The organism is Mesoterricola sp. MK458 (genome assembly GCF_055384935.1).
This window is the reverse complement of the sequence record NZ_AP045075.1, coordinates 292,430-314,775: the sequence shown is the minus strand read 5'-3', so window position 1 is coordinate 314,775 and position 22,346 is coordinate 292,430. Positions and strand designations below refer to the sequence as shown.

At 71.2% G+C, this 22,346-nt stretch carries 19 protein-coding genes; 13 read left to right on the top strand and 6 right to left on the bottom strand.

What is annotated here, in order from left to right; all coding sequences use genetic code 11:
* Positions 1 to 93 precede the first annotated feature (93 nt).
* Positions 94 to 1,047, top strand: coding sequence for a sensor histidine kinase (locus ACZ5LB_RS01380; RefSeq protein WP_464604374.1), 954 nt, complete (start codon positions 94 to 96; stop codon positions 1,045 to 1,047).
* 10 nt (positions 1,048 to 1,057) lie between these two features.
* Here ACZ5LB_RS01380 and ACZ5LB_RS01375 read toward each other — a convergent pair whose 3' ends face one another.
* The 3 genes from ACZ5LB_RS01375 to ACZ5LB_RS01365 form a co-directional block, all read right to left on the bottom strand.
* On the bottom strand, positions 1,058 to 3,709 hold the full coding sequence (locus tag ACZ5LB_RS01375; RefSeq protein WP_464604373.1) for a right-handed parallel beta-helix repeat-containing protein: 2,652 nt from the start codon (positions 3,707 to 3,709) through the stop codon (positions 1,058 to 1,060).
* Between the two features lie 183 nt (positions 3,710 to 3,892).
* Positions 3,893 to 4,660 (bottom strand): LytR/AlgR family response regulator transcription factor, encoded by a 768-nt coding sequence (locus ACZ5LB_RS01370; RefSeq protein ID WP_464604372.1) that lies wholly within the window; start codon positions 4,658 to 4,660, stop codon positions 3,893 to 3,895.
* Complete coding sequence (locus ACZ5LB_RS01365; RefSeq protein ID WP_464604371.1) at positions 4,657 to 5,778, bottom strand: sensor histidine kinase; 1,122 nt, start codon at positions 5,776 to 5,778, stop codon at positions 4,657 to 4,659. The genes ACZ5LB_RS01370 and ACZ5LB_RS01365 overlap by 4 nt, the downstream gene beginning before the upstream one ends.
* A 229-nt stretch (positions 5,779 to 6,007) precedes the next feature.
* On the opposite strand from ACZ5LB_RS01365, the gene ACZ5LB_RS01360 reads away from it, so the two are divergent.
* From ACZ5LB_RS01360 to ACZ5LB_RS01330, 7 genes are all read left to right on the top strand, one after another.
* Positions 6,008 to 6,445, top strand: coding sequence for a DUF6326 family protein (locus ACZ5LB_RS01360; RefSeq protein WP_464604370.1), 438 nt, complete (start codon positions 6,008 to 6,010; stop codon positions 6,443 to 6,445).
* A gap of 1 nt (position 6,446) precedes the next feature.
* Positions 6,447 to 7,211 (top strand): DUF4386 domain-containing protein, encoded by a 765-nt coding sequence (locus ACZ5LB_RS01355; protein ID WP_464604369.1) that lies wholly within the window; start codon positions 6,447 to 6,449, stop codon positions 7,209 to 7,211.
* A 104-nt stretch (positions 7,212 to 7,315) separates the two neighbouring features.
* Positions 7,316 to 7,558 carry a LysM peptidoglycan-binding domain-containing protein gene (locus ACZ5LB_RS01350; RefSeq protein WP_464604368.1) on the top strand — a complete coding sequence of 81 codons (243 nt, stop codon included), beginning with the start codon at positions 7,316 to 7,318 and terminating at the stop codon, positions 7,556 to 7,558.
* A gap of 13 nt (positions 7,559 to 7,571) precedes the next feature.
* Positions 7,572 to 8,000: a hypothetical protein gene (locus ACZ5LB_RS01345; protein WP_464604367.1), complete on the top strand. Its 429-nt coding sequence runs from the start codon at positions 7,572 to 7,574 to the stop codon at positions 7,998 to 8,000.
* A 687-nt stretch (positions 8,001 to 8,687) separates the two neighbouring features.
* The gene (locus tag ACZ5LB_RS01340) at positions 8,688 to 9,872 is read left to right on the top strand and encodes a chemotaxis protein CheA (protein ID WP_464604366.1); all 1,185 of its coding nucleotides are present in this window, start codon (positions 8,688 to 8,690) and stop codon (positions 9,870 to 9,872) included.
* Between the two features lie 41 nt (positions 9,873 to 9,913).
* Entirely contained in the window at positions 9,914 to 11,548 is a 1,635-nt protein-coding gene (locus tag ACZ5LB_RS01335; RefSeq protein ID WP_464604365.1) for a methyl-accepting chemotaxis protein, read from the top strand.
* A 9-nt stretch (positions 11,549 to 11,557) separates the two neighbouring features.
* A complete protein-coding gene (locus ACZ5LB_RS01330; RefSeq protein ID WP_464604364.1) occupies positions 11,558 to 12,112 on the top strand; it encodes a chemotaxis protein CheW in 555 nt (184 codons plus the stop codon).
* A 63-nt stretch (positions 12,113 to 12,175) separates the two neighbouring features.
* Here the strand turns inward: ACZ5LB_RS01330 and ACZ5LB_RS01325 are convergent, their stop codons facing one another.
* Positions 12,176 to 14,245: an ATP-binding protein gene (locus ACZ5LB_RS01325; protein ID WP_464604363.1), complete on the bottom strand. Its 2,070-nt coding sequence runs from the start codon at positions 14,243 to 14,245 to the stop codon at positions 12,176 to 12,178.
* Positions 14,246 to 14,355: 110 nt separating this feature from the next.
* Here ACZ5LB_RS01325 and ACZ5LB_RS01320 point away from each other — a divergent pair, with 110 nt between their 5' ends.
* Together ACZ5LB_RS01320 and ACZ5LB_RS01315 are read left to right on the top strand one after the other, a co-directional pair.
* Positions 14,356 to 15,429 (top strand): mechanosensitive ion channel family protein, encoded by a 1,074-nt coding sequence (locus tag ACZ5LB_RS01320; RefSeq protein WP_464604362.1) that lies wholly within the window; start codon positions 14,356 to 14,358, stop codon positions 15,427 to 15,429.
* 61 nt (positions 15,430 to 15,490) lie between these two features.
* Complete coding sequence (locus ACZ5LB_RS01315; RefSeq protein ID WP_464604361.1) at positions 15,491 to 16,309, top strand: NAD-dependent epimerase/dehydratase family protein; 819 nt, start codon at positions 15,491 to 15,493, stop codon at positions 16,307 to 16,309.
* A 13-nt stretch (positions 16,310 to 16,322) separates the two neighbouring features.
* Here ACZ5LB_RS01315 and ACZ5LB_RS01310 read toward each other — a convergent pair whose 3' ends face one another.
* The gene (locus ACZ5LB_RS01310) at positions 16,323 to 17,561 is read right to left on the bottom strand and encodes a response regulator (RefSeq protein ID WP_464604360.1); all 1,239 of its coding nucleotides are present in this window, start codon (positions 17,559 to 17,561) and stop codon (positions 16,323 to 16,325) included.
* Between the two features lie 115 nt (positions 17,562 to 17,676).
* Here ACZ5LB_RS01310 and ACZ5LB_RS01305 point away from each other — a divergent pair, with 115 nt between their 5' ends.
* From ACZ5LB_RS01305 to ACZ5LB_RS01295, 3 genes are all read left to right on the top strand, one after another.
* Positions 17,677 to 18,102 (top strand): Rrf2 family transcriptional regulator, encoded by a 426-nt coding sequence (locus tag ACZ5LB_RS01305; RefSeq protein WP_464604359.1) that lies wholly within the window; start codon positions 17,677 to 17,679, stop codon positions 18,100 to 18,102.
* Between the two features lie 49 nt (positions 18,103 to 18,151).
* Positions 18,152 to 18,997 (top strand): SDR family oxidoreductase, encoded by an 846-nt coding sequence (locus ACZ5LB_RS01300; protein WP_464604358.1) that lies wholly within the window; start codon positions 18,152 to 18,154, stop codon positions 18,995 to 18,997.
* Between the two features lie 70 nt (positions 18,998 to 19,067).
* Positions 19,068 to 21,515, top strand: a complete 2,448-nt coding sequence (locus ACZ5LB_RS01295; protein WP_464604357.1) for a serine/threonine-protein kinase — start codon at positions 19,068 to 19,070, stop codon at positions 21,513 to 21,515.
* Positions 21,516 to 21,537: 22 nt separating this feature from the next.
* Here the strand turns inward: ACZ5LB_RS01295 and ACZ5LB_RS01290 are convergent, their stop codons facing one another.
* The gene (locus tag ACZ5LB_RS01290; RefSeq protein WP_464604356.1) at positions 21,538 to 22,329 is read right to left on the bottom strand and encodes a response regulator; all 792 of its coding nucleotides are present in this window, start codon (positions 22,327 to 22,329) and stop codon (positions 21,538 to 21,540) included.
* Positions 22,330 to 22,346 lie beyond the last annotated feature (17 nt).

Here is a 22,346-nt window from a genome sequence, read left to right as displayed (position 1 = left end):
TTTTGCCAATCCGCCCGCTTCCGAGGCACGCGCTTCCCCTTGCGCAACCGGGGCCTTCCTGCTCTCATGTTCACACATCCAAGCGTGAACGCCATGTCCGATCCGTCCGGCAAGCCTGGCCCGAACCCGCGGCTCCTCGCCTGGGCCCTGCTGGCGGTCGTGGGCCTGGCGGGCGCCGGTTGGGCCTTGGCCGCGCGCCGCCCCGGACCCGGGTACCTGGGCCTGGGCCTGGCCCTGGCGGCCGGCGTGGGAATGGCGGCCAGCCTGGCCGCGGGCCGCAGGGACCTGGAGGCCCGCCAGGACCGGCTGCGGGAACTGAACCGGAGCCTGGACGAGCAGGTGCAGGGACGCACCGCGCGCCTCATGCAGACCATCGAGGACCTGGAGTCCTTCAACCGCATGGTCACCCACGACCTCAAGTCCCCCCTCACGGGACTGCTGCTGGGCATGGACAACCTGCAGGAGCGCCTGGGGGACGACCGGCCCGACCTCCTGCGCCACCTGGACCTGTTGCGCGCCGGCGCGGACCGCATGCAGCAGCTGCTGGACGGCCTCCAGGCGTTGGCCCTGATCTCCGGGCGTCTGCCCACGGTGCAGCGGGTGGACGTCTCCCACCACGCGCACCTGGTGTTCCTGAACCTGCAGGAGAAGGAACCGGAACGCAGCGTGCGCTGGGACATCGAGCCGGGGCTCACCGTGCTGGGCGACCCCAACCTGGTGCGCATCGCCCTGGAGAACCTCCTGGGCAACGCCTGGAAGTACACCCTGGGCCGCGCGCCCGCGGAGATCACGGTGCGCGGAGACGCCGGGCCCGGCACCGCCATCGAGATCCGCGACAACGGCATCGGCTTCGACACGGCCCAGGCCGAAGCCATGTTCCGGCCCTTCCAGCGGCTCCATTCGGATCCGCGCATTCCGGGCCACGGCATCGGCCTGTCCATCGTCAAGCGGGTCATGAGCAAGCACGGGGGCACGGTGACGGCCCAGGGCTGGCCCGGGCAGGGCGCCCTGTTCCGCCTGGATTTCAACGCCCCAGGCCCATCGTAGGCGACCCGGCTCAGGGGGTGTTGCCCGACTGGGTCACCCCCGAGGACCTCACGATGGCCAGGCCCGCGGTGCCGTTGCCCGTGAGGACGTTGCCGGTGAGCACGGGGCTGGTGCTCTGGTAGACGAACAGTCCGTACTTGGCATTGCCGGTTGAGGTGTTGGCGTTCACCGTGGTGGAGGTGTCGTTGTAGATCTCGATGCCCGCGCCGTCCCCGCCCGTGCCCGTCCCGGACACGGTGTTGCCCTGGACCAGCGTGCCGTTCATGCCGTCGTGGATGTAGATCCCGAACGCGGATTCCGAGCTGACGGTGTTGTTCACCACCCAGCTGCGGGTGGTGTTCTCGCCGTTCAGGCCCGATTGGTTGCCCGAGACCGTGTTGCCGATGACGAACACATCGCTGGTGCTGGCGTTCGCCGCCTTCAGGATGCCCCAGGCGAAGCCCGCGGACCGGTTGCCGGTGAACCGGTTGTTGGCGGCCAGCACCATCCGGATGGACTCGTTGGCGTTGGCCTCCACGTCCACGCCACAGCCGTTGACCATGGGCCCGCCGGCGGTTTCCACCGAACCGGTGGCCCCGTGGAAGGTGCTGTTGACGAGGTGGAACCCCTGGCCGGAGGTGATCGACATGCCGTGGCGCCGGTTGAACCGGCTCGTGATGCCGCAGACCGTGATGTTGGCGGAATCGTCCCCCACGTAGACGCCGTCGTTGAACGCGTTCTGCACCACGCACCCTTCCACCACCACGTTCCGGGAACCGACGATGTGGAGGCAGTCGCCGGCCTCCACCGTGGTGGGCGTGGGGATCGCGTTGTCGAGGTTGTTGCCGTTGAACGTGCCGCCGGAGATGTTGACGTTGGAACAGCCCGACACCGTGACCAGCGCGTAGTCCTGGGTGGACGTGGACCGGGCCTGCAGGACGGCCTGGGGATCCAGGAGCAGCGTCATGTTGCTGCCCAGGCGGATGCCTCCGGTCTGGTTGGCGGTGGGATCCACGAGGTAGGTGCCCGCGGGCAGGTACACCGCCTTGCCCGTGCCGGCGACGGCCTTGACCGCGGCCGAGATGGCCGCGGTGTCGTCCGTCACGCCGTCGCCCGCGGCGTTGTAGGGCGAACTGCGGACGTTGGCGCCGATGGGGATGCTGCCGGCCGGGACGAGGGTCGCGGTGACCGGGATCGTGAGGGTCGCGCTCCGGCCGGGGGCGGCCACGCTGGTGGCCGTCAACCGGTGGGAACCGGTGGCGGCCGGGGCCGTGTAGACGGCGGTCCCGCCCGAGGGCGGCGCGAACACGGTTCCCACGGAGGCGTTCCCGTTGGGCACGCCGTCCACGGTCCAGGTGACGGACGTGTCCGGATCGCCCGTGACCCCCGCCGTGACCAGCATGGACCCGGAGGGCACCATGGTGCCCGGGCCCACCGCGGCCAGCGTCACCACCACGCCCGACGGGGCAACCACCGAAACCGAGGCGGAGGCGCTCCGGGAGGTGTCCGCCGAACTGGTGGCCGTCACCGTGTGGGTCCCGGCGGTGGCCGGGGCGTTGTACACCACGCTGAGGCCGCTGCCGGTGATCGTCCCGGCCGAGGCGGAGCCCCCCGCGACGCCGTCCACGGACCAGGTCACCGCGGTGTTGGGGGTGCCCGACACCGCCGCCGTGAAGGAGACGGTGCCTGAGGTGTTGACCTGGGTGGATCCCGACGGGGTCAAGGCGATCGCCACGTCGGGGACCGTGACCGTCACGGTGGCCGAGGCCCGCTTGGCGGTGTCCGCGGCCGCGAAGGCCGTCACGGTGTGCGAACCGGCGGTGGCGGGCGCCGAGTAGGTGGCGCTGGCCCCGGTGCCCACCAGGGTGCCCACGGCGGCGCTGCCGTTGCTGACGCCGTCCACGAGCCAGCCCACGGAGGTGTTGCTGGACCCGGTCACGGTGGCGGTGAACATCTGGGTGCCCCCCGGACCGAGGCTGACGGTGCCCGAGGGGCTGAGGGCCAGGGCCACCACCACGGGCGCGGCCACGGTGACGGCGGCCGAGGCGCTCTTGGACGGGTCGGCCACGCTGGTGGCTGTCACGGTGTGGCCGCCGGCGGCCATGGGGGCCGTGTAGGTCCGGGTGGCGCCGGATCCGGACAGGGTCCCCGTGGCCGCGCTGCCCGCGGTGCCGTCCACCGTCCAGGTGAGGGAGGCATCGGTGGCGCCCGAGACGGTCGCCTGGAAGTCCAGGGTGGCGCCGGCCGCGAGGCTGGCCGATCCCGGCGCCAGGCTCACCCGCACGACTTCCGGGGCCGGCGCTTCCACGGTGAGGAGGGCGGTGGCCTTGACCGCCGCGTCCGAGGCGCTGGCGACGGTGACGGCGTGCTGGCCGGCCGCGGAAGGGGCCGTGTAGGTGACCGACGTTCCCGTGCCGCTGAGGGTGCCGGACGTGGAACTGCCGCCGGGCGTCCCGTCCACCGCCCACGCCAGCGTCGGCGCCGGGCTGCCCGTCACCTGGGCGGTGAGCGTCAGGCGGCTGCCCACCTGAAGGGTGGACGTGGCGGGCGTGACCTGGAGCGTGATGGGCTGCACCACCGGTGTCTGGACCACGGCCGTTTTGCCGCCACACCCCAGAAGCCAACCGGCAATCAGGAGGCCCGCCATCGCGAACCGGTTCGGCAGGGCGGCCCTGATCGCCATGGGATCCTCCTCAGGTGCCTGGGACTTCGATGGGTTTTTTCGGGTACGTCACATCGGGTAGGGCCCATTGTAGCCATCCCGCGGCGAACCGGATACCTTTGACCCGCAAGGATCCATAAGGAAAAAACCAATGAGAAGTAACTTATTTGCACCTTTTAGCGCAGCGCGGGCCGAAAGGACTGACTAAAGCTTCCCCAGCCGCCTTTCCAGGTCCGCCCGATGCCGCCTGCTGAGCACCACCTGGCTTCCGGTGCTCAGGTGCACCCGGAATTCCCCGTGCTCCAGCGGCTCCAGACTGGCGATGCGGGCGAGGTTCACGAGGGTGGAGCGGTGGATGCGGACGAAGCGGCCGGGATCCAGCCTGGCTTCCAGGGAGCCGAGGCTCTCCCGCAGGAGGTGGCTCGCGCCGCGGGCATGGACGCGCACGTAGTTGTCCTCGGCGGCGACCCAGTCCACGTCCTCCACCGGCAGCACGAGGATGCGGCCCCGCTGCCGGACCGTGATGTGGTCCGCGGGCGCGGACGTGCGCAGGAACGGCAGGGCGGCGTCCAAGCCGACGCTCCGGAGGGACATTCCCGCGCCGTTCCAGTGGGACCGGATCCGTCCGAGGCACCGGTCGAACCGTTCGTCGTCGAAGGGCTTGAGGAGGTAGTCCAGGGCCTGGGCCTCGAAGGCCTTGAGCGCGTGCGCGTCGTAGGCCGTCACGAACACGACCACCGGGGGGAGGTGGGCCGGGTCCAGCAGCCGCAGCACCTCGAAGCCGTCCAGGCCCGGCATGCGGATGTCCAGGAAGGCCACGTCGGGACGCAGGGTTTCCAGGGCGCGTAGAGCCTCCCTTCCGTGGCTGGCCTCCCCCACCACCTCCACGTCCGGCGCGCGGGTCAGGAGGCGGAGCAGGTAGTTCCGCGCCGGGGCCTCGTCGTCCGCGACCAGGGTGCGAAGCCGCGTCACGGCCCCTCCCCCAGGCACAGGGGCACCGTCACCGTGGCGCAGGCGCCGCCTTCGGGGCCCGGCTCCAGCGTGAACCGACCGCGGGGGCCATGGAGGTGGGCCAGGCGCCGCACGACGTTGCCCAGGCCGACGCCCAGCGCGGGATTGCGCACGAGGCCGCGGCCCGTGTCCTCCACCTGCAGGCGCAGGGTCTCCCCCTGGACCTGGGCCCGCAGGGTGATGCGCCCGCCCAGTTCCCGGGAGGCGAGGCCGTGGCGGAGGGCATTCTCCACCAGAGGCTGGAGGATGAAGTTGGGGACCTTCGCCTCCAGGAGGGCGGGATCCACCTCTTCCACCACCACCAGGCGCGGGCCGAAGCGCACCTGCTCGATGGCCAGGTAGTGGTGGAGGAAGGCCAGTTCCTGGCGCAGGGGTACCTCGGGCGCGCGGCTGCTTTCCAGGGTCAGGCGCAGGAAGTCGCCGAGCCGGGCCGTCATGCTGCGGGCCACCGCGGGCGCCTCGTCCACCAGCGACCCGATGGTGTGCAGAGTGTTGAAGAGGAAGTGGGGCTGAAGCTGCATCCTCAGGGCCGTGAGCTCCGCCTGGGCCAGTTGGGCCTCCAGGGCCGCCGCCCGGGACGCGGCCAGGGCCTGCTGGCGGCGGTGGTGCAGCACCAGCGCCACCGTCACGGTGACGCCGTAGACGAGGACGCCCATGTAGAGCTGGTCGCTGCCCAGCAGCTTCATGCCCAGGGGCAGGTCGCCCGGGCGCGGCAGCCGGCGCTGGTTGTAGGGAACGTAGAGGACCACCAGCAGGACCAGGTGCACCAGCCCCAGGGTTGCGGCCGCCAGCGCGTGCAGGCCCAGGGCGCGCAGCCTGCGGCCCGGCTCGAACCCGGCCCGGCCTGCCATGAAGAACATGGCCGGCGTGAGGAGCATCCACAGGTAGTAGTCGAACAGGGTGAACGAGACGACCATGCCCTCCGCCAGGGGGCACGTCTGCGCCCTGATGCTCCCGACCACGCTCAGGATCCGCACGAGACCCAGGAGCGTGAAGACCCCGAACGCCGCGCCCCAGAATTCCCACCCACGCCAGGATCCTCGGGTTGCGGGCGTTCGGGGCGGGGTGGAGGGAGGCATGGGCAGGGTCCAGGGGGGTGGCCGGAAGGGGCCGCGCGCCCCGAAAGCCTACACCATGCCATGGGCGGGCCGGATGCGCCACCGGTCCGGGGGCGGGCCTCCCGCCACGCCCGGGGCGCCGCTCACCCCTCCGGAACCGCCATTGGCGACATCGGCGGCGGGGGCCTCCCCCGGCCACCGTATCCTGCATGGACCCCCGGCGCCCCGCCGCCTTTTCTTCCGGTGACAGATGCACCCAGCGACGCCCGACCCCACCGATCCCCCGGCGGACGTGAAATCGAAGCTCGCGGCCCTGTGGACCTCCACGACGCTCTGCTACCTCTACTGCGACTACCTGGCCCTCTACGCCCCCGGAAAGCTCCAGGGCATGCTCCAGGGCCGGATGGGCCCCCTGGGCGCGACCACCCCCGGCGTCCTCCTGGGGACCTCCGCCCTCATGGCGATCCCGTGCGGGATGGTCGCGCTGTCCCTCCTGGCGCCCCCGCGCCTGAACCGCTGGGCCAACGTCGGGGCCGGCGCCGCGTTCACGGGGATCATGGCGCTGATCCTGCCCGGGCAATGGGCGTACTACCAGTTCTGGGCGGCCCTGGAGATGCTCCTCACCCTGACCGTCGTGGTGCTGGCGCTGCGTTGGCCCCAGGTACCCCGCGGGCGGGCCCGGAGCTGAAATGCGCGCCGCCCGGGCCGTCCCCCGCCCCCTTCCCGAGCGCCCGCCCGGAACCCCGGCGCCGGCCGGCCAGTATCTGTGCGCCGGCGGCCTCTACCTGCTGGTCATCGCCGCCGGGACGTTCAGCCTCGGCCACGTCCCCGCCCGTACCCTGGTGCCCGGCGACCCGGCCGCCACGGCCCGCCTGGTGGCCTCCGCCGAAGGACTCTTCCGCCTGGGCATGGTCTCGGACCTGGTGCTCGCCCTTTCCTTCCTGCTGCTGCCCCTGGCGCTGAAGCGGACCCTGGGCCCCCTTCGCCCCTCCGTGGGGCGCCTGATGGTGGTGCTGGCGATCCTGGGATTCCCGCTGGCCCTGGCGAACCTCGGCGTCAAGCTGGACCTGCTGGCCGCCGTCCGGGGCGGCGGCGGGTTCGGCCCCCTGGGCGGCGAAGCGCTGGAGGCCGCGGTGGCCCGGGCGATGCAGGCCCACCGGCATGGCCTCCTCGTGCAGCAGGTGTGCTGGGGCGCCTGGCTCATCCCCCTGGGCCGGCTCGTCGCCCTCGGAGGGCTGCGCCCCCGGGCCCTGGGTTATCTGCTCATGGCTGGAGGCGCCGGCTACCTGGTCCACGTGGCCGGAACCCTGGGCTGGGGCGCCTACGCGGCCAGTGCGCTTCCCAGGGTGGTGCGCCTGCCGGCGACCCTGGCGGAGATGGGAACCTGCGTGGCCCTCCTGGCCCACGGCCTTCCCCTGGAGCGGCTCCGCCGGCGCCGCCCCGGACGGGCCTGACCGCCGCGGCCCTGGGAACCCGCCACCACCGGGAACGCACTCTCGGGTGCGGGGGGATTGGCCCCGGCAGGTCCCGGACCCCCCCTGCCCGTCCAGGAGACCCCATGGCCGATCCAACCAAGGACCCTGATTTCTCGCAGGTGAACGCCGGTGCCTCTTCGGACGCCTCCTCGGCCCCCGCCGGGACGTACACCGTCGTCCGGGGCGACACGCTTTCCGGCATCGCCAAGCGCTTCTATGGCGACGCCGGGCTCTGGCCGCTCATCCAGGAAGCCAACGCCGACCTCATCCGGGACCCCGACCGCATCCAGGCCGGCTGGGTCCTGGCCATTCCCCCCAAGCCCTGAGCTGGAGTCAGCCATGCGCATCCAGGTCCTGTCATCCGTTCTCCTTCTCACCCTGGCCTGCGCCAGGAAGGAAGCCCCGCCCGCGCCGGCGCCAGCGCCCGCCCCCCTCACCGTGACGTCGGTGACCCTCGGCAAGGCTCTGGCCGCCGGCAAGCGCGTCGCCCAGCCCGCCGACACCTTCGGCCCCCGGGACACGATCTTCGCCAGCGTCGAGACGGCGGGAACCGCGGACAAGGCCAGCCTCAGGGCCCATTGGACCTTCCACGGCGCCAAGGGCCCCGTGGAGGTCCACAGGCACGCCCTGGACCTGGTCCGTGTCACGGCCCCGGCGGTGCACGAATTCCATCTGAGCAAACCCAACAATTGGCCCAAAGGAACTTACCAGATCGAGGTGTACGTGGACGGCGCCAGCGCCGCGAAGCGGGGCTTCACCGTCCGGTAGGCCGAGGATGGGGGAACGTGCCCTGCAGGGATGAACCATTACGCAATTCCGGCCGGTTTCCCCAGGCCCTGGCCGCCGGTGGGAACCGATGCGTCGCGGTCCGGTCCGTTGGGGCGGCGAAGGACCCCGCAGGGCCCCAGGCCATCATATGGATGTACATATTCATGCGGATATAACGGCGCTCCCACCCCCGCGGCGAGGGCTTCTGGGCAATAATACATTTATATGCAAAAAAATTACCCATCGGGTCGTCCGCCTGCATGTAAATATCCGCTAAAAATTTTGCGTTTACAATTGGGCATTCACGTGGTCAAATCATCCACACACCAGCTAATAAATTACATTTTCACCTCGATGGCGAGGTTCGACAAAAGAATGCGGTAGGGTCGATTTTTTCGATTCCACCCATGGAAATCAATGTGCATAAACATGAGGACCCCCGTCCCATTGGGCAATCCATGCGTTATTGTTCGCAATGCCATGCGGTGTTCGATTTCGAAACTATTGCAAATATTGCAATTAACATCAATCCAAAGGAGAATCCGTCAGGATTCATGAATCATGACCATTTATGATCGTAAACATGCATTATCGACTCTGGAAGATCGAAAAGAGGGGGCTGCCGAATCCGGTCTGAGCCCCTGGTTTTCAGAAAACGGCACCCCCCCCTCCGCCCAGGAAACGCCCGTGCCCCCCGGTGTGCCCCAGGCCGGGGAGGCCCGGGTCATCAAAGTGGCCGCGGAGAAGCTGGACAAGCTCGTGGACCTGGTGGGCGAGCTGGTCATCGCCTCGGCCTCCGCCCACGTGCGCGCCTCGGCGAGCCGCGATCCGGGCGTCGGGGAGGCCACCGCCCAGGTCAACAAGCTGGTGGAGGAGATCCGGGACAACGCCATGAGCCTGCGTATGGAGCAGATCGGCGACACTTTCGGGCAGCTCCGCCGCGTGGTCCAGGACGTCTCCCTCGAACTGGGAAAGGAGATCGACCTGGAAATCCGCGGCGGCGAAACCGAACTGGACACGTCCATCGTCGAGAAGATTGGCGATCCCCTGGCGCACCTGGTGCTCAACGCCCTGGACCACGGCTTCGAGCGCCCGGAGGCGCGCCGGGCCCGGGGCAAGGCGGAGCGGGGCTCCCTCCTGCTCAACGCCTTCCACGAATCCGGCAGCATCGTCATCGAGGTGGCCGACGACGGCGGTGGCCTGGACCGGGCCGGAATCCGGGCCAAGGCCGTCGAAGGGGGCCTCGTTCCGCCCGACGCGGCCCTGACGGACGCGGAGGTCACCGGCCTCATCTTCGAACCCGGATTCTCCACCGCCGCCCAGGTCGGGGACCTTTCCGGAAGCGGCATCGGCCTGGATCTGGTGCGCCGCACCCTCGATGAGCTCCACGGCACCGTGGAGGTGGAAAGCCGCGAGGGCGCGGGCACCGTGATCCGGATCCGCCTGCCCCTGACGCTGGCCATCATCGACGGCTTCCAGGTGGAGGCCGGGGGCACCTGCTACGTCCTTCCCCTGCACGCGGTCATCGAGTGCCTGGACCTGGGCCCCTTCCTGGAATCGGAGGAGAACCACCTCATCAATCTCCGGGGCGAGGTGCTGCCCTTCCTGCGGCTCCGGGAGGTCTTCTCCCTGGGCGGGGCGGCTCCGGACAAGGAGCGGGTGGTGGTCGTCCAGGCCGGGGAGGCCCGGGCGGGCGTTGTCGTGGACCGCCTCCTCGGCGAGTTCCAGACGGTGATCAAGCCCCTCGGCGAGCTGTTCCGCAACGTGCGGGGCCTGGGCGGTTCCACGATCCTGGGCACCGGGGAGGTGGCGCTGGTCCTGGACGTCGCCCAACTCCTGGCCCTCGCCGACGGCCCCCCACCCCGCCCCTGAACCCGCGCCACCCGTTCCCTCTCTTTATCAAGGAGTCCTCAATGGTCAAGAGCATGAAAGTTTCGGCCCGGCTGGGCCTCGCCTTCGGAATCGTGTTTCTCGTGGTGCTGGGCATGGCCCTGGGCAACCACTTCGGCATGAGCAGCGTCAGCAGGCAGCTCAACGACATCAATCGCATGAACACGCCCAAGATGAACGCCGCGACCAACGCGGCCATGGCCAGCTACGGGATCCGGACCGCCTACCGGGATCTCTTCCTGGCCACCAACGGGGCGGAGTACGCAAAAGCCAAGGATGGCATCAAGGCGGCCCAGGCCAAGTACATGGACGAAGCCCAGAAGACATACAAGGTCTTCGATTCCTTCCAGGGTCTCACCAGCGACAAGGAGAAGGAGTTCCTCAGGGACGCGCGGGAGCCCCGGGAGAAGGCCTTCGCGGGGATCGAGAAGATGCTCGAATTCCTGGATCGCGGCAAGAAGGCCGAGGCCGACCAGGTGCGCATGGAGGTGGTCATGCCGTCCATGCTCACCATCGCCTCCAAGCTCGGCGAGCTGACCCAGTACGAAATGGCGGCGAGCATCAAGGCCGGAGACGAGGCGGAGGCCACGCTGGCCGCGGCCCAGCGCACGGGGTTCCTGCTCCTGGCCCTGGTGGCCGCCATCGGCGTGACGGCAAGCCTCCTGGTAACCCGGAGCATCACGAAGGAGCTGGGCGGCGAGCCCGCCTATGCCGCCGAAGTGGTGCGCCTCATCGCGGCGGGCGACCTCACCGTGGACGTGCAGACCGCCCCGGGCGACGCGTCCAGCATGATCGCCGCCATCAAGGGCATGGCCGCCAAGCTCCAGGAGATCATGGGGCAGGTCCAAGAAGCCTCGGGCCTCCTGGTGGGGGCCTCCGAGCAGCTGAGCTCCACCGCCCAATCCCTGAGCCAGGGCGCCAGCGAGCAGGCCGCGAGCGTGGAGGAGACCAGCGCCTCCATGGAGGAGATGAGCGCCTCCATCGCCCAGAACAACGAGAACGCCAAGGTCACCGGCGACATGGCCGCCCGCACCGCCAAGGACACGGTGGAAGGGGGCGCGGCGGTGAAGGAGACGGTGGGCGCCATGAAGCAGATCGCCCAGAAGATCGCCATCATCGACGACATCGCCTACCAGACCAACCTGCTGGCCCTGAACGCCGCCATCGAGGCGGGGCGCGCCGGCGAGCACGGCAAGGGCTTCGCGGTGGTGGCGGCCGAGGTCCGGAAGCTGGCCGAGCGCAGCCAGGTGGCGGCCGAGGAGATCAGCACCCTCGCCACGGGCAGCGTGGACCTCGCCGAGAAGGCCGGAAAGCTCCTGGACACCATCGTTCCGGCCATCCAGAAGACCTCCGACCTGGTGATGGAGATCGCCGCGGCCTCCAGCGAGCAGAACTCGGGCGTCGGCCAGATCAACGGCGCCATCGGCCAGATCAGCCAGGCCGTGGCCCAGAACGCCGCGGCCTCCGAGGAACTGGCGTCCACCTCCGAGGAAGTCAGCAGCCAGGCCGAGGAGCTCCAGTCCACCATCAGCTTCTTCAAGCTGTCCAGGACGGCCCAGGCCTCGGCCCGGCGTTCCGGCCGGGGAAGCGCGTCCCTACGGACGAGCCGTCCAGCTATCCACCGGGACGTGGATGAACAGGCGTTCACGAAATTCTAGGGGGCGACCATGAACGAACGTCTCCAACTGCAGGAGCGCTCCCCCCGGAACGCGCTCGCCGACCGCGCGGAGGCGCGCCGGCAATACCTCACCTTCCGGCTCGGCGCCGAGACCTTCGCCCTGGAAGTGGCGACGGTCAAGGAGGTCATCCCCTTCACGGGCCTGACGGAAATCCCCCTGGTCCCCGAGGTCATCCGGGGCGTCATCAACCTGCGCGGGGCCGTGGTCCCGGTGGTGGACCCCCTGGTCCGCTTCGGACGCGCCCGCATGGACGCGGACCGCCGCACCTGCATCATCGTGCTGGACGCCCAGGGGTCCGAGGGGGGCCTGGAACTGGGGCTGATGGTCGACAGCGTCAGCGCGGTGCTGGAACTGGGCGCCTCCGACATCGAGCCCCCGCCCCGGTTCGGCACCTCGATCCGTTCGGAATTCATCGCCGGGGTGGGGAAGGTGGATGGCCAATTCATCATTCTCCTGGATGAGACCCAGGTGCTTTCCCCGGAGGAACTGGCGGCGGTGGACACGAACATGGCGTTGACGGAAGACCCGCCCCAGGACCTGTAGCCCCGCGCACCGGAGGATCGGAAAGGCCCCTTGCCGTCCAAGGCAGGGGGCCTTTCACCGCCGTCAGCCCCGCCTCAGGAAGAGCGCCAATTCCATGTCTTCCGACTGGAGATGGGTGCGCACCCCGTCCTCCATGGCGTCCAGTCGCGCGGGCGTCAGGGACGCGTCCCCCGCCTTCAGCCAGCCTTCCACATTCCGGAACGCGCGCATGATGCGCGCGTGGGCGGCCACGTGGGAGCGGCGGAACGGGTAGTCCCCGGCGGCCATGGTCTCCTCCTCGGCGCGGAAGTGGCTGCCCATGAGCTCGAGCAGCGGCTCCAGGGACGATGCGGCCCCGCCCGGGACCAGGCGGCTGAACGCCTCCCCCAGCTGGCGGTGCTGCGTGTCCAGCACCCCGTTGCCGGTCTGGAGGGCCTCGGCCCAGCTCTTGAGGTCGCGGGAGTACGGGATCCGCTCCCGGGGGGATACCCCCTCCAGCACGTCCCGCACCGCCGCCACCAGGCTTTCCAGCCGGTACGGCTTCTGCAGGAACCCGGCCAGGGCGGTGTCCGCCAGGCGGCCCCGGGCCTCCTCGGGGCCGAAGCCGCTGGCCAGGATGATGGGGGCGATGGACCCGGCCCGGCGCAGGCCCCGGCAGGCGTCCTCCCCGCCCATGTGGGGCATGGTGAGGTCCATGAGGATGAGACGGATCCGTTCGCCCTCGGCCTCGAAGAGCAGGAGGGCCTCCAGGCCGTCCCGGGCTTCGAGGGTCGTGAAGCCCAGGTGCTGGAGGGCCCGGGCGGCCACGGTGCGGATGGCGTCCTCGTCATCCACCACCAGGACGAGGCCCGTGCCCCGGAACCCTTCCACCCCCGTGGACGCGGGGACCCCCTGGAGCTCCTGCCCGGGCAGCGCCGGGAAGACCACCTTGAACGTGGACCCGCTGCCCTCCTCGCTGGACACCTGGATGCCCCCCTGGTGGCTGCGGAGGATCCCCTGCACCGCCGAGAGCCCGAGGCCCCGGCCGGCGAACTTGGTGGTGAAGAAGGGGTCGAAGATCCGTTCCTGGAGTTCGGGCGCCATGCCCGGGCCGGTGTCCGCCACTTCCAGGACCACGTAGGGGCCCGGGTTCAGGGAATCGCCCAGCCCGAACCGGTCCAGGGCGGCTTCGGTGAAGTCCTCGTGGGCCGTCCGCAGGGTGATGACGCCCCCGAAGGGGTCCATGGCCTCGGCGGCGTTCATGACCAGGTTGATGATCACCTGCTGCACCTGCCCCACGTCGCCCTGCATGGGCGGCAGGGCGGGCGCGGGGAACCAGCGCAGGATGGCGCGCCCTTGCAGCGGGGTGCGCAGGATGGCCAGCACCTCCTCCACGTGGTGGTTGAGGTCCAGGGCCTGGGCGCGGAACGTCCCCTTGCCCGCGTACGCCAGCATCTGGGCCACCAGGCCCGAGGACCGCGTGATGAGGTCCTCCAGGGTCCGGAGGTGTTCCATGGGACCGCGTTCCAGGGTCTCCAGCTCCACCACGCCCAGCATGGCGCCCAGGAGGTTGTTGAAGTCGTGGGCGATGCCTCCGGCCAGCAGGCCCAGGGACTCCAGTTTCTGGCGCTGGAGATGGGCCTGCTCGCCCCGCTTGCGCTCCGTGACGTTGGTGGCGATGATCCCCAGGCCCCGGCACTGCTCCCGGGCGTCCACGATGGGGAACTTCTGGATGAGGTATTCCCGGGTGCTGCCGCTGGGCAAGGTGATCGTCTCCTCCACGTGCACCACCTCCTTGCGGCGCACCACCCGCTCGTCCTGGGCGGCGCCCTGCGCCACCTGTCCCGCGGCGAAGAGCCGCGCCCCGGCCTCGGCGGGGGTCAGGGCCTGGCAGACGCCCATGAGGGCCTCGGCCCGCTTGTTGAGGATCACCAGCCGGCCATCCGCGTCCTTCACGGCCATGGCCGCCGGCGCGTACCGGAACACGGCCTGGAGCCGGGCCTCGGTCTCCCGCAGGTCCCCCTCCAGGGCCTCCGCCCGCACCTCCAGCGCACGCACCTGCGCTTCCCGGCGGCGGCGGTACCGCCGGAAGCCCGACGCCGCGAGGAGCACCAGCATCCCGAAGGCGGCCAACGCGCCGAAAGCCCCGACGCCGGGTTGGATACGAGCGAGCATGGGCACCCCCTGAAACCATCACCCGTGGGTGTTCCGAATGGGCCCGGGGTTCGCACCCGCCCCCGGGAATCCTCGCCCCACCCGGGGCACCCTCCTTGGGGAGGCCCGCCATGGACGCACACCTGCCCTTCGGACCCGCGAACACCGTCGCCGACTGGACGAGGGCCCTGCTGGCCACGGGGGCCACCCTGGGCCTCCTCTACCTCCTGAAGGCCCTGGCCACCCGCACGGCCCACCGGGGCGTCGTCCCCGGCGGGCCCCGCGCGTGCCTGGCCGAGGCCATGGACGCCACCCGGTTCCCGCTGATGCTCGCCCTGGCGCTCTGGGTGGGCTCCCGGTTCCTGGACCTGCCCCGGCCCCTGGCGGCGGCCCTCATCCATGTCGCCCTGCTGGCCGCGCTCCTCCAGGCCGGGCTCTGGGCCAACCGCGTGGTGGGCTGCTACCTGCGGGATTTCCTGGAGCGCCGGGAGGCCCACGGCGAAGGCACGGCCATGGCGGCCCCGGTGCTGGGCCTCATGGCGCGCACCGCCCTGTGGTCCCTGGTGCTGCTCCTGGTCCTGGACAGCTTCGACGTGAACATCTCCACCCTCGTGGCCGGCGTGGGGGTGGGCGGCGTGGCGGTGGCCCTGGCGGTGCAGAACGTCCTGGGGGACATCTTCGCGTCGCTGTCCATCGCCCTGGACAAGCCCTTCGCCCTGGGCGACTTCATCATCGTGGGCGACGTGCTGGGCACCGTGGACCGCATCGGCCTGAAGTCCACCCGCATCCAGAGCCTGTCGGGCGAGCAGATCATCCTCACCAACGCCGACCTGCTCAAGAGCCGCATCCGCAATTTCAAGCGCATGCGCGAACGGCGGGTGCTCTTCACCTTCGCCGTGACCTACCGGGCCCCGGGCGAAATCCTGGCCGCCCTGCCCGCCCTGCTGCGGGACCTCATCCAGGCCCAGCCCGGCACCCGCTTCGACCGGGCGCACCTGCGGGAATTCGGGGACTCCGGGCTGATCTTCGAGGTGGTGTACTACCTCGCGGACGGGGACTACAACGTCTACATGGACACCCAGCAGGCCATCAATCTCGGGCTGCTGGCGGCGCTGCGGGAGCGGGGTGTGGCCTTCGCCCATCCGGTGCGGGTGATGCTCCCGCCCCCCGAAACCGCCGGCGCCGCCCCCCGGGCGGCCCCGTGACCGCCGGGCCCCCGCGCATCGCGTCGAGCGCGGCGGTAGGATGGTCCCCAGGGAGGGAACCATGCACGTCCTCATCGCCGGGTGCGGTTGGCTGGGACTGGCCGCGGCGCGGGCCCTGGCCGCGCGGGGCGACCGGGTGACGGGGGTGCGGTCCTCGCCCGCCGGGGCCGCGCAGCTTCGCGCCGCGGGCGTGGAGCCCCTGGAGCTCGACCTGGCCGACCCGGCCTCGGCCGCGCGGATCCCCGCCGACGTGGACGCCATCCTGGCCCTGCAGGCCGCCCGCGGCGGGGGCGAGGCCGCCTACCAGAGGGCGTACCTGGACGCCAACGCCACGCTCCTGGCGGCCCGCGCCCGGGTGCGGGCCTTCGTGTACACCGGGTCCACGGGGGTCTTCGGCCAGCGGGACGGATCCGACGTGGACGAGGCCACGCCGCCGGCGCCCACGACCCCCGAAGGCCTGGTGCTCGCCGAGGCCGAGCGCAGGCTCCGGGCCGCCGACGCGCGGGTGCTCCGCCTGTCCGGCCTGTACGGCCCCGGGCGGCTGTGGGTGCTCGACGGCGTGGCCTCGGGCCGCATGGGCCTGGGCCCCGGGGACGGCGCGTGGCTGAATTCCTGCCACCAGGACGACGCGGTGACCGCGCTGCTGGCGGTGCTGGACCGGGGACGGGACGGGGCGGTGTACCACGGCAGCGACGCCTGGCCCCTGCGCCGCCGGGAGGTGGTCACCTTCGTGGCCGGGCGCCTGGGCCGGACCCCCGCGACCACCCCCGCCCCCCCGGGCCCGGACCGCCGGGTCCTGGCCACCCGCACCCGGGAGGAGCTGGGGTTCCGCCTGCGCTGGCCCTCGCTGCTGGAAGGGCTGGCCCCCTACCTCACCTGATCGACGCGGCGGGTCAGCGCGTTTCGGGACGGTCCCCATCGAGCCCCAGGCGGCGTTCCACCACGGGCACAAGGTCCCCGTAGGACTCGCGGCGCTCGTGGATGTGGCAGGCCCCCAGGGCCTCGGCCACGTCCCAGGCGTAGGGGTTGCGGTACTCGGCCACGAGGATGACGGGTGTGTCCACCAGCAGGCCCTGGCCGCGCAGGTGGCGCATCATGTCCTTGGCCCAGTGGCCGCCCATGGTGTTGTCCAGGAGCACCAGGTCCACGCGCTGGGCCGCAGCCAGGGCCCGGGCCTCGGCGAAGGACCGGGTTTCGGCCACGTGGCGGAAGCCGTCCTGCCGGAAGGCCTCGGCCAGGGCCTGGGTGGAGCCGCCGGCGGACAGGACCAGGATGCGCTTGGAGGCCCTGCGCAGGAGCGCCGCGGCGCGGGTGGGTGGCGGGGGCAGCGGCTCGGGCGCGGGCCGTTCCAGCACCCGCTCCACCACCTCCGCGGGCCGGGGCTTCACGCGGGTGGGGGTGGGGGCCCCGGGACGGTCGGCGGGGTCGGTCCGGGGCTTCCGGGCGGGAAAGCCCAGGCCGAAGCTCGGGGGGATGCGCGGCGCCAGGATGCGGTCCAGGTTGCCCCGGTCGGTTTCCGTCAGCCCTTCCAGGACCATGCCCCCCGCCAGGCCCGTGAGGTGCGCCAGGGTACCGCGGCACTGGATGGGCGGCATGTGGGGCAGCCCCGAAATCCGCACGCCCGCGAAGCGGTCCCCGGGCCTGAGCTCCACCACCGGGCCGTCCAGGGCGTCGAATTCGTCCAGGGACAGGCGCAGGCCCTGGGCGCTAAGGTCCAGGAGGCGGCCCTGCAGGGTCCGCCCGCCCGGAAAGGTCCCGTCGAGCCGCTCGATGGCGTAGACCTCCACCCTTTCGCCGCGCCCGAAGGGTGCCCGGGCCACGGCCCTGCGCTCCCCGCCGGCGACGCTGGAGGGGATCCGGAACACCCCGGTGCCCTCGGCCCGGGTCAGGGCGGTGAGGCGCTGGGCGTCCAGCATGAAGGCCATGCGCAGCGTCCGGCCCGGCTCCAGCGTGGGCGTGGTGGTTGTGGAGAAGGTCTCCCGCCCCACGTGCTCCAGGGAGGTCTCGAAGGGCAGCGCCCCGGGCACCGGCAGCCACAGCTGCACCGGGGTCTTCAGGCGCGCCAGCTCCTCCAGGTAGGCCCGGATGGTCCCTTCGTCGCGAAGCTCGGGGCGGTGGTCGAATGAGGTCAATCCGGATCCGTTATCCCCTCAAAGGAGAGGACTTCCAGTATATGGATAAATGACCGGGTTTGTTCCTTGACAGGATATAAATGCGCAACCGAGATGGTTACAGAACGGGTTTCCCATGACCGCCAGCTCCCGCACCACCATCGCCATCCACATCCTCACCCTCCTCGCCTTCTGCGGGCCGGAGCCCCTCACGTCCGAGTTCATCGCCGGGAGCGTCAACACCAACCCCGTGGTCATCCGCCGCCTCCTGGCCCGGCTGCGGGAGGCGGGCCTGGTGGCTTCCCAGGGCGGGCCCGGGGGCGGCTGGCAGCTGCTGCGGGCGCCCGGCAAGGTGACCCTCCGGGACATCCACCGGGCGGTGGACGGCGCGTCCCCCTTCGCCCTGCACAGTTCCACCCCCAGCCCGCAGTGCCCCGTGGGCCGGAACATCCAGGCAGCCCTCGCCGACATCTACGCGTCCGCCCAGGCCGCCCTGGAGGACGATCTGGCCCGCACCACCCTCGCGGACCTGGTGAAGGACGTGAACAGCCTCGCGTCCTGACCCTTTTTTTAACCCGATTCGTAACCATGATGGTTACAAGGAGAATGCCATGATCGCCATTACCGGTGCCTCCGGCCAACTGGGCCGCCTCGTCATCCACGAACTGCTCCGGAAGGTCCCCGCCTCCCGGGTGGTCGCCCTGGCCCGCAAGCCGGAGACCGTCCAGGACCTGGGCGTGGAGGTCCGCCTGGCCGACTACGAGCGGCCCGAAACCCTGGCCGCCGCCCTGGTGGGGGTCGAAAAGCTCCTCCTCATCTCCTCCAACGAGATGGGACGCCGGGCGCCCCAGCACCGGGCGGTCATCGACGCGGCCCGGGCGGCGGGCGTCAAGCTCCTGGCCTACACCAGTGTTCTCCATGCGGACCGGTCGTCCCTGGGCCTGGCCCCCGAGCACGCCGCGACCGAGGCCCACCTGAAGGCCTCCGGCATCCCCCACGTGATCCTGCGCAACGGGTGGTACACCGAGAACTACACGGCGAGCATCCCGTCGGCCCTGGCCCACGGCGCCCTCCTGGGCAGCGCGGGCGAGGGGCGCATCGCCTCGGCGGCCCGGGCCGACTACGCCGCGGCCGCCGCGGCGGTCCTGGTCCTGGACGGGCAGGCCGGCAAGACCTACGAACTGGCCGGGGACACCTCGTACACCCTCACGGACCTGGCGGCCGAGATCGCCCGGCAATCCGGCCAGCCCGTGATCTACAAGGACCTGCCCGAAGCCGAGTTCAAGGCCGTCCTGGCGGGCGCGGGCCTTCCCGAGGGCCTGGCCGCACTGCTATCGGACTCCGACGCGGGCGCCGCCAAGGGCGCCCTGCAGGACGAGGGGCGCCAGCTGAGCCGGCTCATCGGGCGCGCCACCACGCCCCTGGCGGAATCGGTGGCGGCGGCCCTCAAGGGCTGACGCCGGGGGCGGGCCGGATCCTGCTACGCTGGGTTATCCCCCAACGCTCAGGACACTGGAGTTGCCTTCCATGACCCGCCTATCTGGAGAAAAAATCGGCCCCTACCGGGTCCTCGACCTGCTGGGCCAGGGCGGCATGGGGGACGTGTACGCGGGGGTGGACGAACGCCTGGACCGGCGGGTGGCCCTCAAGGTCCTGCGGTCCGACCTGCATCCCGGGCCGGAGACCCAGCAGCGCTTCCTGCGGGAGGCCCGGGTGCTTTCGCAGGTGGCCCACCCCAACATCTGCCAGATCTTCGACTACCTGTCCGCCGGCGGGCGGGAGGTGCTGGTGCTGGAGCTCATCGAGGGCCAGAGCCTGGGCAAGGCCATGAAGCACGGCCTGCCCCACCGGCAGAAGCTTGCCATCGCCCTGCAGGTGGCCGAAGCCCTCCTGGCCGCCCACGAGAAGGGCATCATCCACCGCGACCTGAAGCCCGACAACATCCTCCTCACGCCCGCGAACCATGTGAAGGTCCTGGACTTCGGCATCTCCCGGCTGCGGTCGGACGACACCGACCTGCCCCGCCCCGCCGCCGGCGTCCAGCCCCCCCTGCCCGGCCTGGAAGACGGCGCCACGCTGGCGATTCCGGCGCCCGGTCCGGAAGCGGACGAACTCACCGCCGTCAAGGGGTCCCACCCCAGCGCCTCTGCCAGCTTGACCTCCCAGGGGTCGATCATCGGCACCCTGGCCTACATGAGCCCTGAGCAGGCCCGGGGCGAGCTGGCCCAGGCGGCCAGCGATCTCTATGCGCTGGGCCTCCTGCTGCAGGAGCTCTTCACCGGCCGGAGGGCCCATCCCAAGGGCCTCGACCCGGCCGAGCTGCTGGAACGGGCCCGGCAGGGGGAGACCAGCCCGGTGGAAGGCATCGACGCGGACGTGGCCGCGCTCATCCGCCGCCTGACCTCCCCGGCGCCGGCCGCACGGCCCTCCTCGGCGGACACGGTGGAACGGCTCCGCTGGATCCAGGCCAAGCCCGGGCGGCGGCGCCGGAAGGCCCTCCTGGCCGCCTCCCTGGCGGTGATGGCCCTGTTCAGCGCGGGCATGACCGTGCAGACCGTGCGGGCCCGGCGGGCCGAACGGCGCGCCCGGGAGGAGGCCGAGACCGCCCGCCGGGTGTCGGGTTTCCTCACGGGGCTTTTCAAGGTCTCGGACCCCGGGGAGGCCCGGGGCAACTCCGTCACCGCGAGGGAGTTGCTGGACAAGGGCGCCCGGACCATCGCCGGCGAGCTGGGCGGCCAGCCCCAGGTCCGCGCCCAGCTCATGGACACCATGGGGATGGTGTACTACGAGATGGGCCTCTACCCCCAGGCCCGGCCCCTCCTCCAGGAGGCCCTCGCCATCCGGGAGCGGACCCTGGGCCCCATGCAGCTGAAGGTGGCCGAAAGCCTGAACGACCTGGCCATGCTGGACCTCAAGGAAGGCCGCAACGACGAGGCCGGTGCGGCCTTCCAGCGGGCCCTGGACATCCGCGTCCGCCTGCAGGGGGAAGGCTCCGCGGAGGTGGCCGCCACCCGGGGCAACCTGGGCGGCGTCTACTACAACCAGGGGAAGTACGCCCTGGCCGAGCCCCTGTTCCGCCAGAGCCTCCAGGCCCGCGAGCGCCTGCTGGGCCCCAACCACGAGGACGTGGCCACGGGCCTCAACAACCTCGCCAGCCTCTACTGGCAGCAAGGCAAGTTCGAGGAGGCCGAGCCCCTCTTCCGGCGCAGCCTGGCGATCACGGAAGCGCGGCTGGGCCCCGACCACCCGGACGTGGCCCTGGCCCTCACGAACCTGGGCATCCTGTGCCGGAAGCAGAAGAAATACCCGGAGGCCGAAGCCTGCTTCCGCCGGAGCCTCGCGGTGGGCGAGAAGGTCCAGGGCCCCGGCCACCCTGGCGTGGCCGCCACCCTCTCCAGCCTCGGGACCACCCTCGTCGAGGCGGGCCGCAACGCCGAGGCCGAACCCCTCATGCTGCGGGCCCTGGCCATCGAGGAGGCCGCCCTGGGCCCCGCCCACCCGGAGGTGGCCCGCACCCTCAGCAGCCTGGGCACCCTCTACCACGCCATGGGCCGGGACCCGGAGGCCATCGCCCGCTACCGCAGGAGCATCGCCGTGGGGGAGAAGGCCCTGGGGCCGGCGCATCCCAGCATCGCCGGGCCGCTCACCCACCTGGGCGAGCTGTACATGGACCGGGGCGACTTCGCCGCGGCCGAGCCGCTGTTCCTGCGGGGCCTGGCCAACACGGAACCCGTGCTGGGCGCCCGGCATCCCGGGGTCGCGGGGATCCTGTACGGCCTGGCCTGCATCGAGGCGGAACTGGGCAAGCGGAAGGAGGCGCTGGGCCACCTGGCGCGGGCTGTCCAGGTGGACGGCAAGCCGTCCTGGCTGGGCGCGCTGCGGCAGGAAAAGCAGCTGCGGTCCCTCCGGGGGAACCCGGATTTCGAGCGCATCGCCGCCGAGGTGGACCGGCGCGCCGGGGCCCGGCCCAGCTGAGCCTCCATCGCCGGCGGACCCGCTACCGCATGGCCCGCCCGTACCGCAGCGCCATGGTGACCCGCCGCCGGGCCTCGCGGCCGTCCAGGGGCTTGGTGACCCAGTCGTCGATGGGGATCCCCGCCTCGGGTTCCTCGCCCTTGCCCGCCACCACCAGCACCGGCACACCGGCCCAGGTGGGCTGGCTGCGCACGCTGGCGGCCACGTCCTTGAGGGCCCCGTTGGCCAGGGCGGCGTCCAGCACCAGCAGGGCCGGAGGCGGGCCGTCCAGGTTGTCCAGCACTTCGCCGGCGCCGGCGCAGGTGTCCACCTGGATGCCGGCGGGCGCCAGCTGCAGGGTGAGCTGGGACAGCAGGAGCGGCGATTCGGAGGCGGCCAGCACCCGGGAGCCGGCGAAGGCCTCCAGGGGTTCGGCCATGTCTGCGCCCCGGCCGGCGATGTCCAGCAGCATCCTCACCCGCAGACGCAGGAGGTCCTCGCTGCCCCGCTTCAGGAAGAAGTCGTCGGCGCCCACCTGCAGGCTGCGCTCGCCCACGTTCTGGGACAGGGACGTGATGATGGCGAAGGGCAGGTCCCGCGTGGCGGGGTCGTCCTTGATGCGCTTGCAGAACTGGAAGCCGTCGGTCACGGGCATGACCGCGTCGCACAGGATGAGGTCGGGCCGGCGGTCCGAAATGATGTCCAGGGCGTTCTCAGCGTTGGCGGCGGTCTGGATTTCCACGCCCAGGGATTCGAGGACCTCAGGGAAGAGTTTCCGCTGAAGCCTGTCGTCATCGATGAAGAGCAGGAAAGGCTTAGATATTTCCGTGTGCAATGAACCGTCCTCTGAGA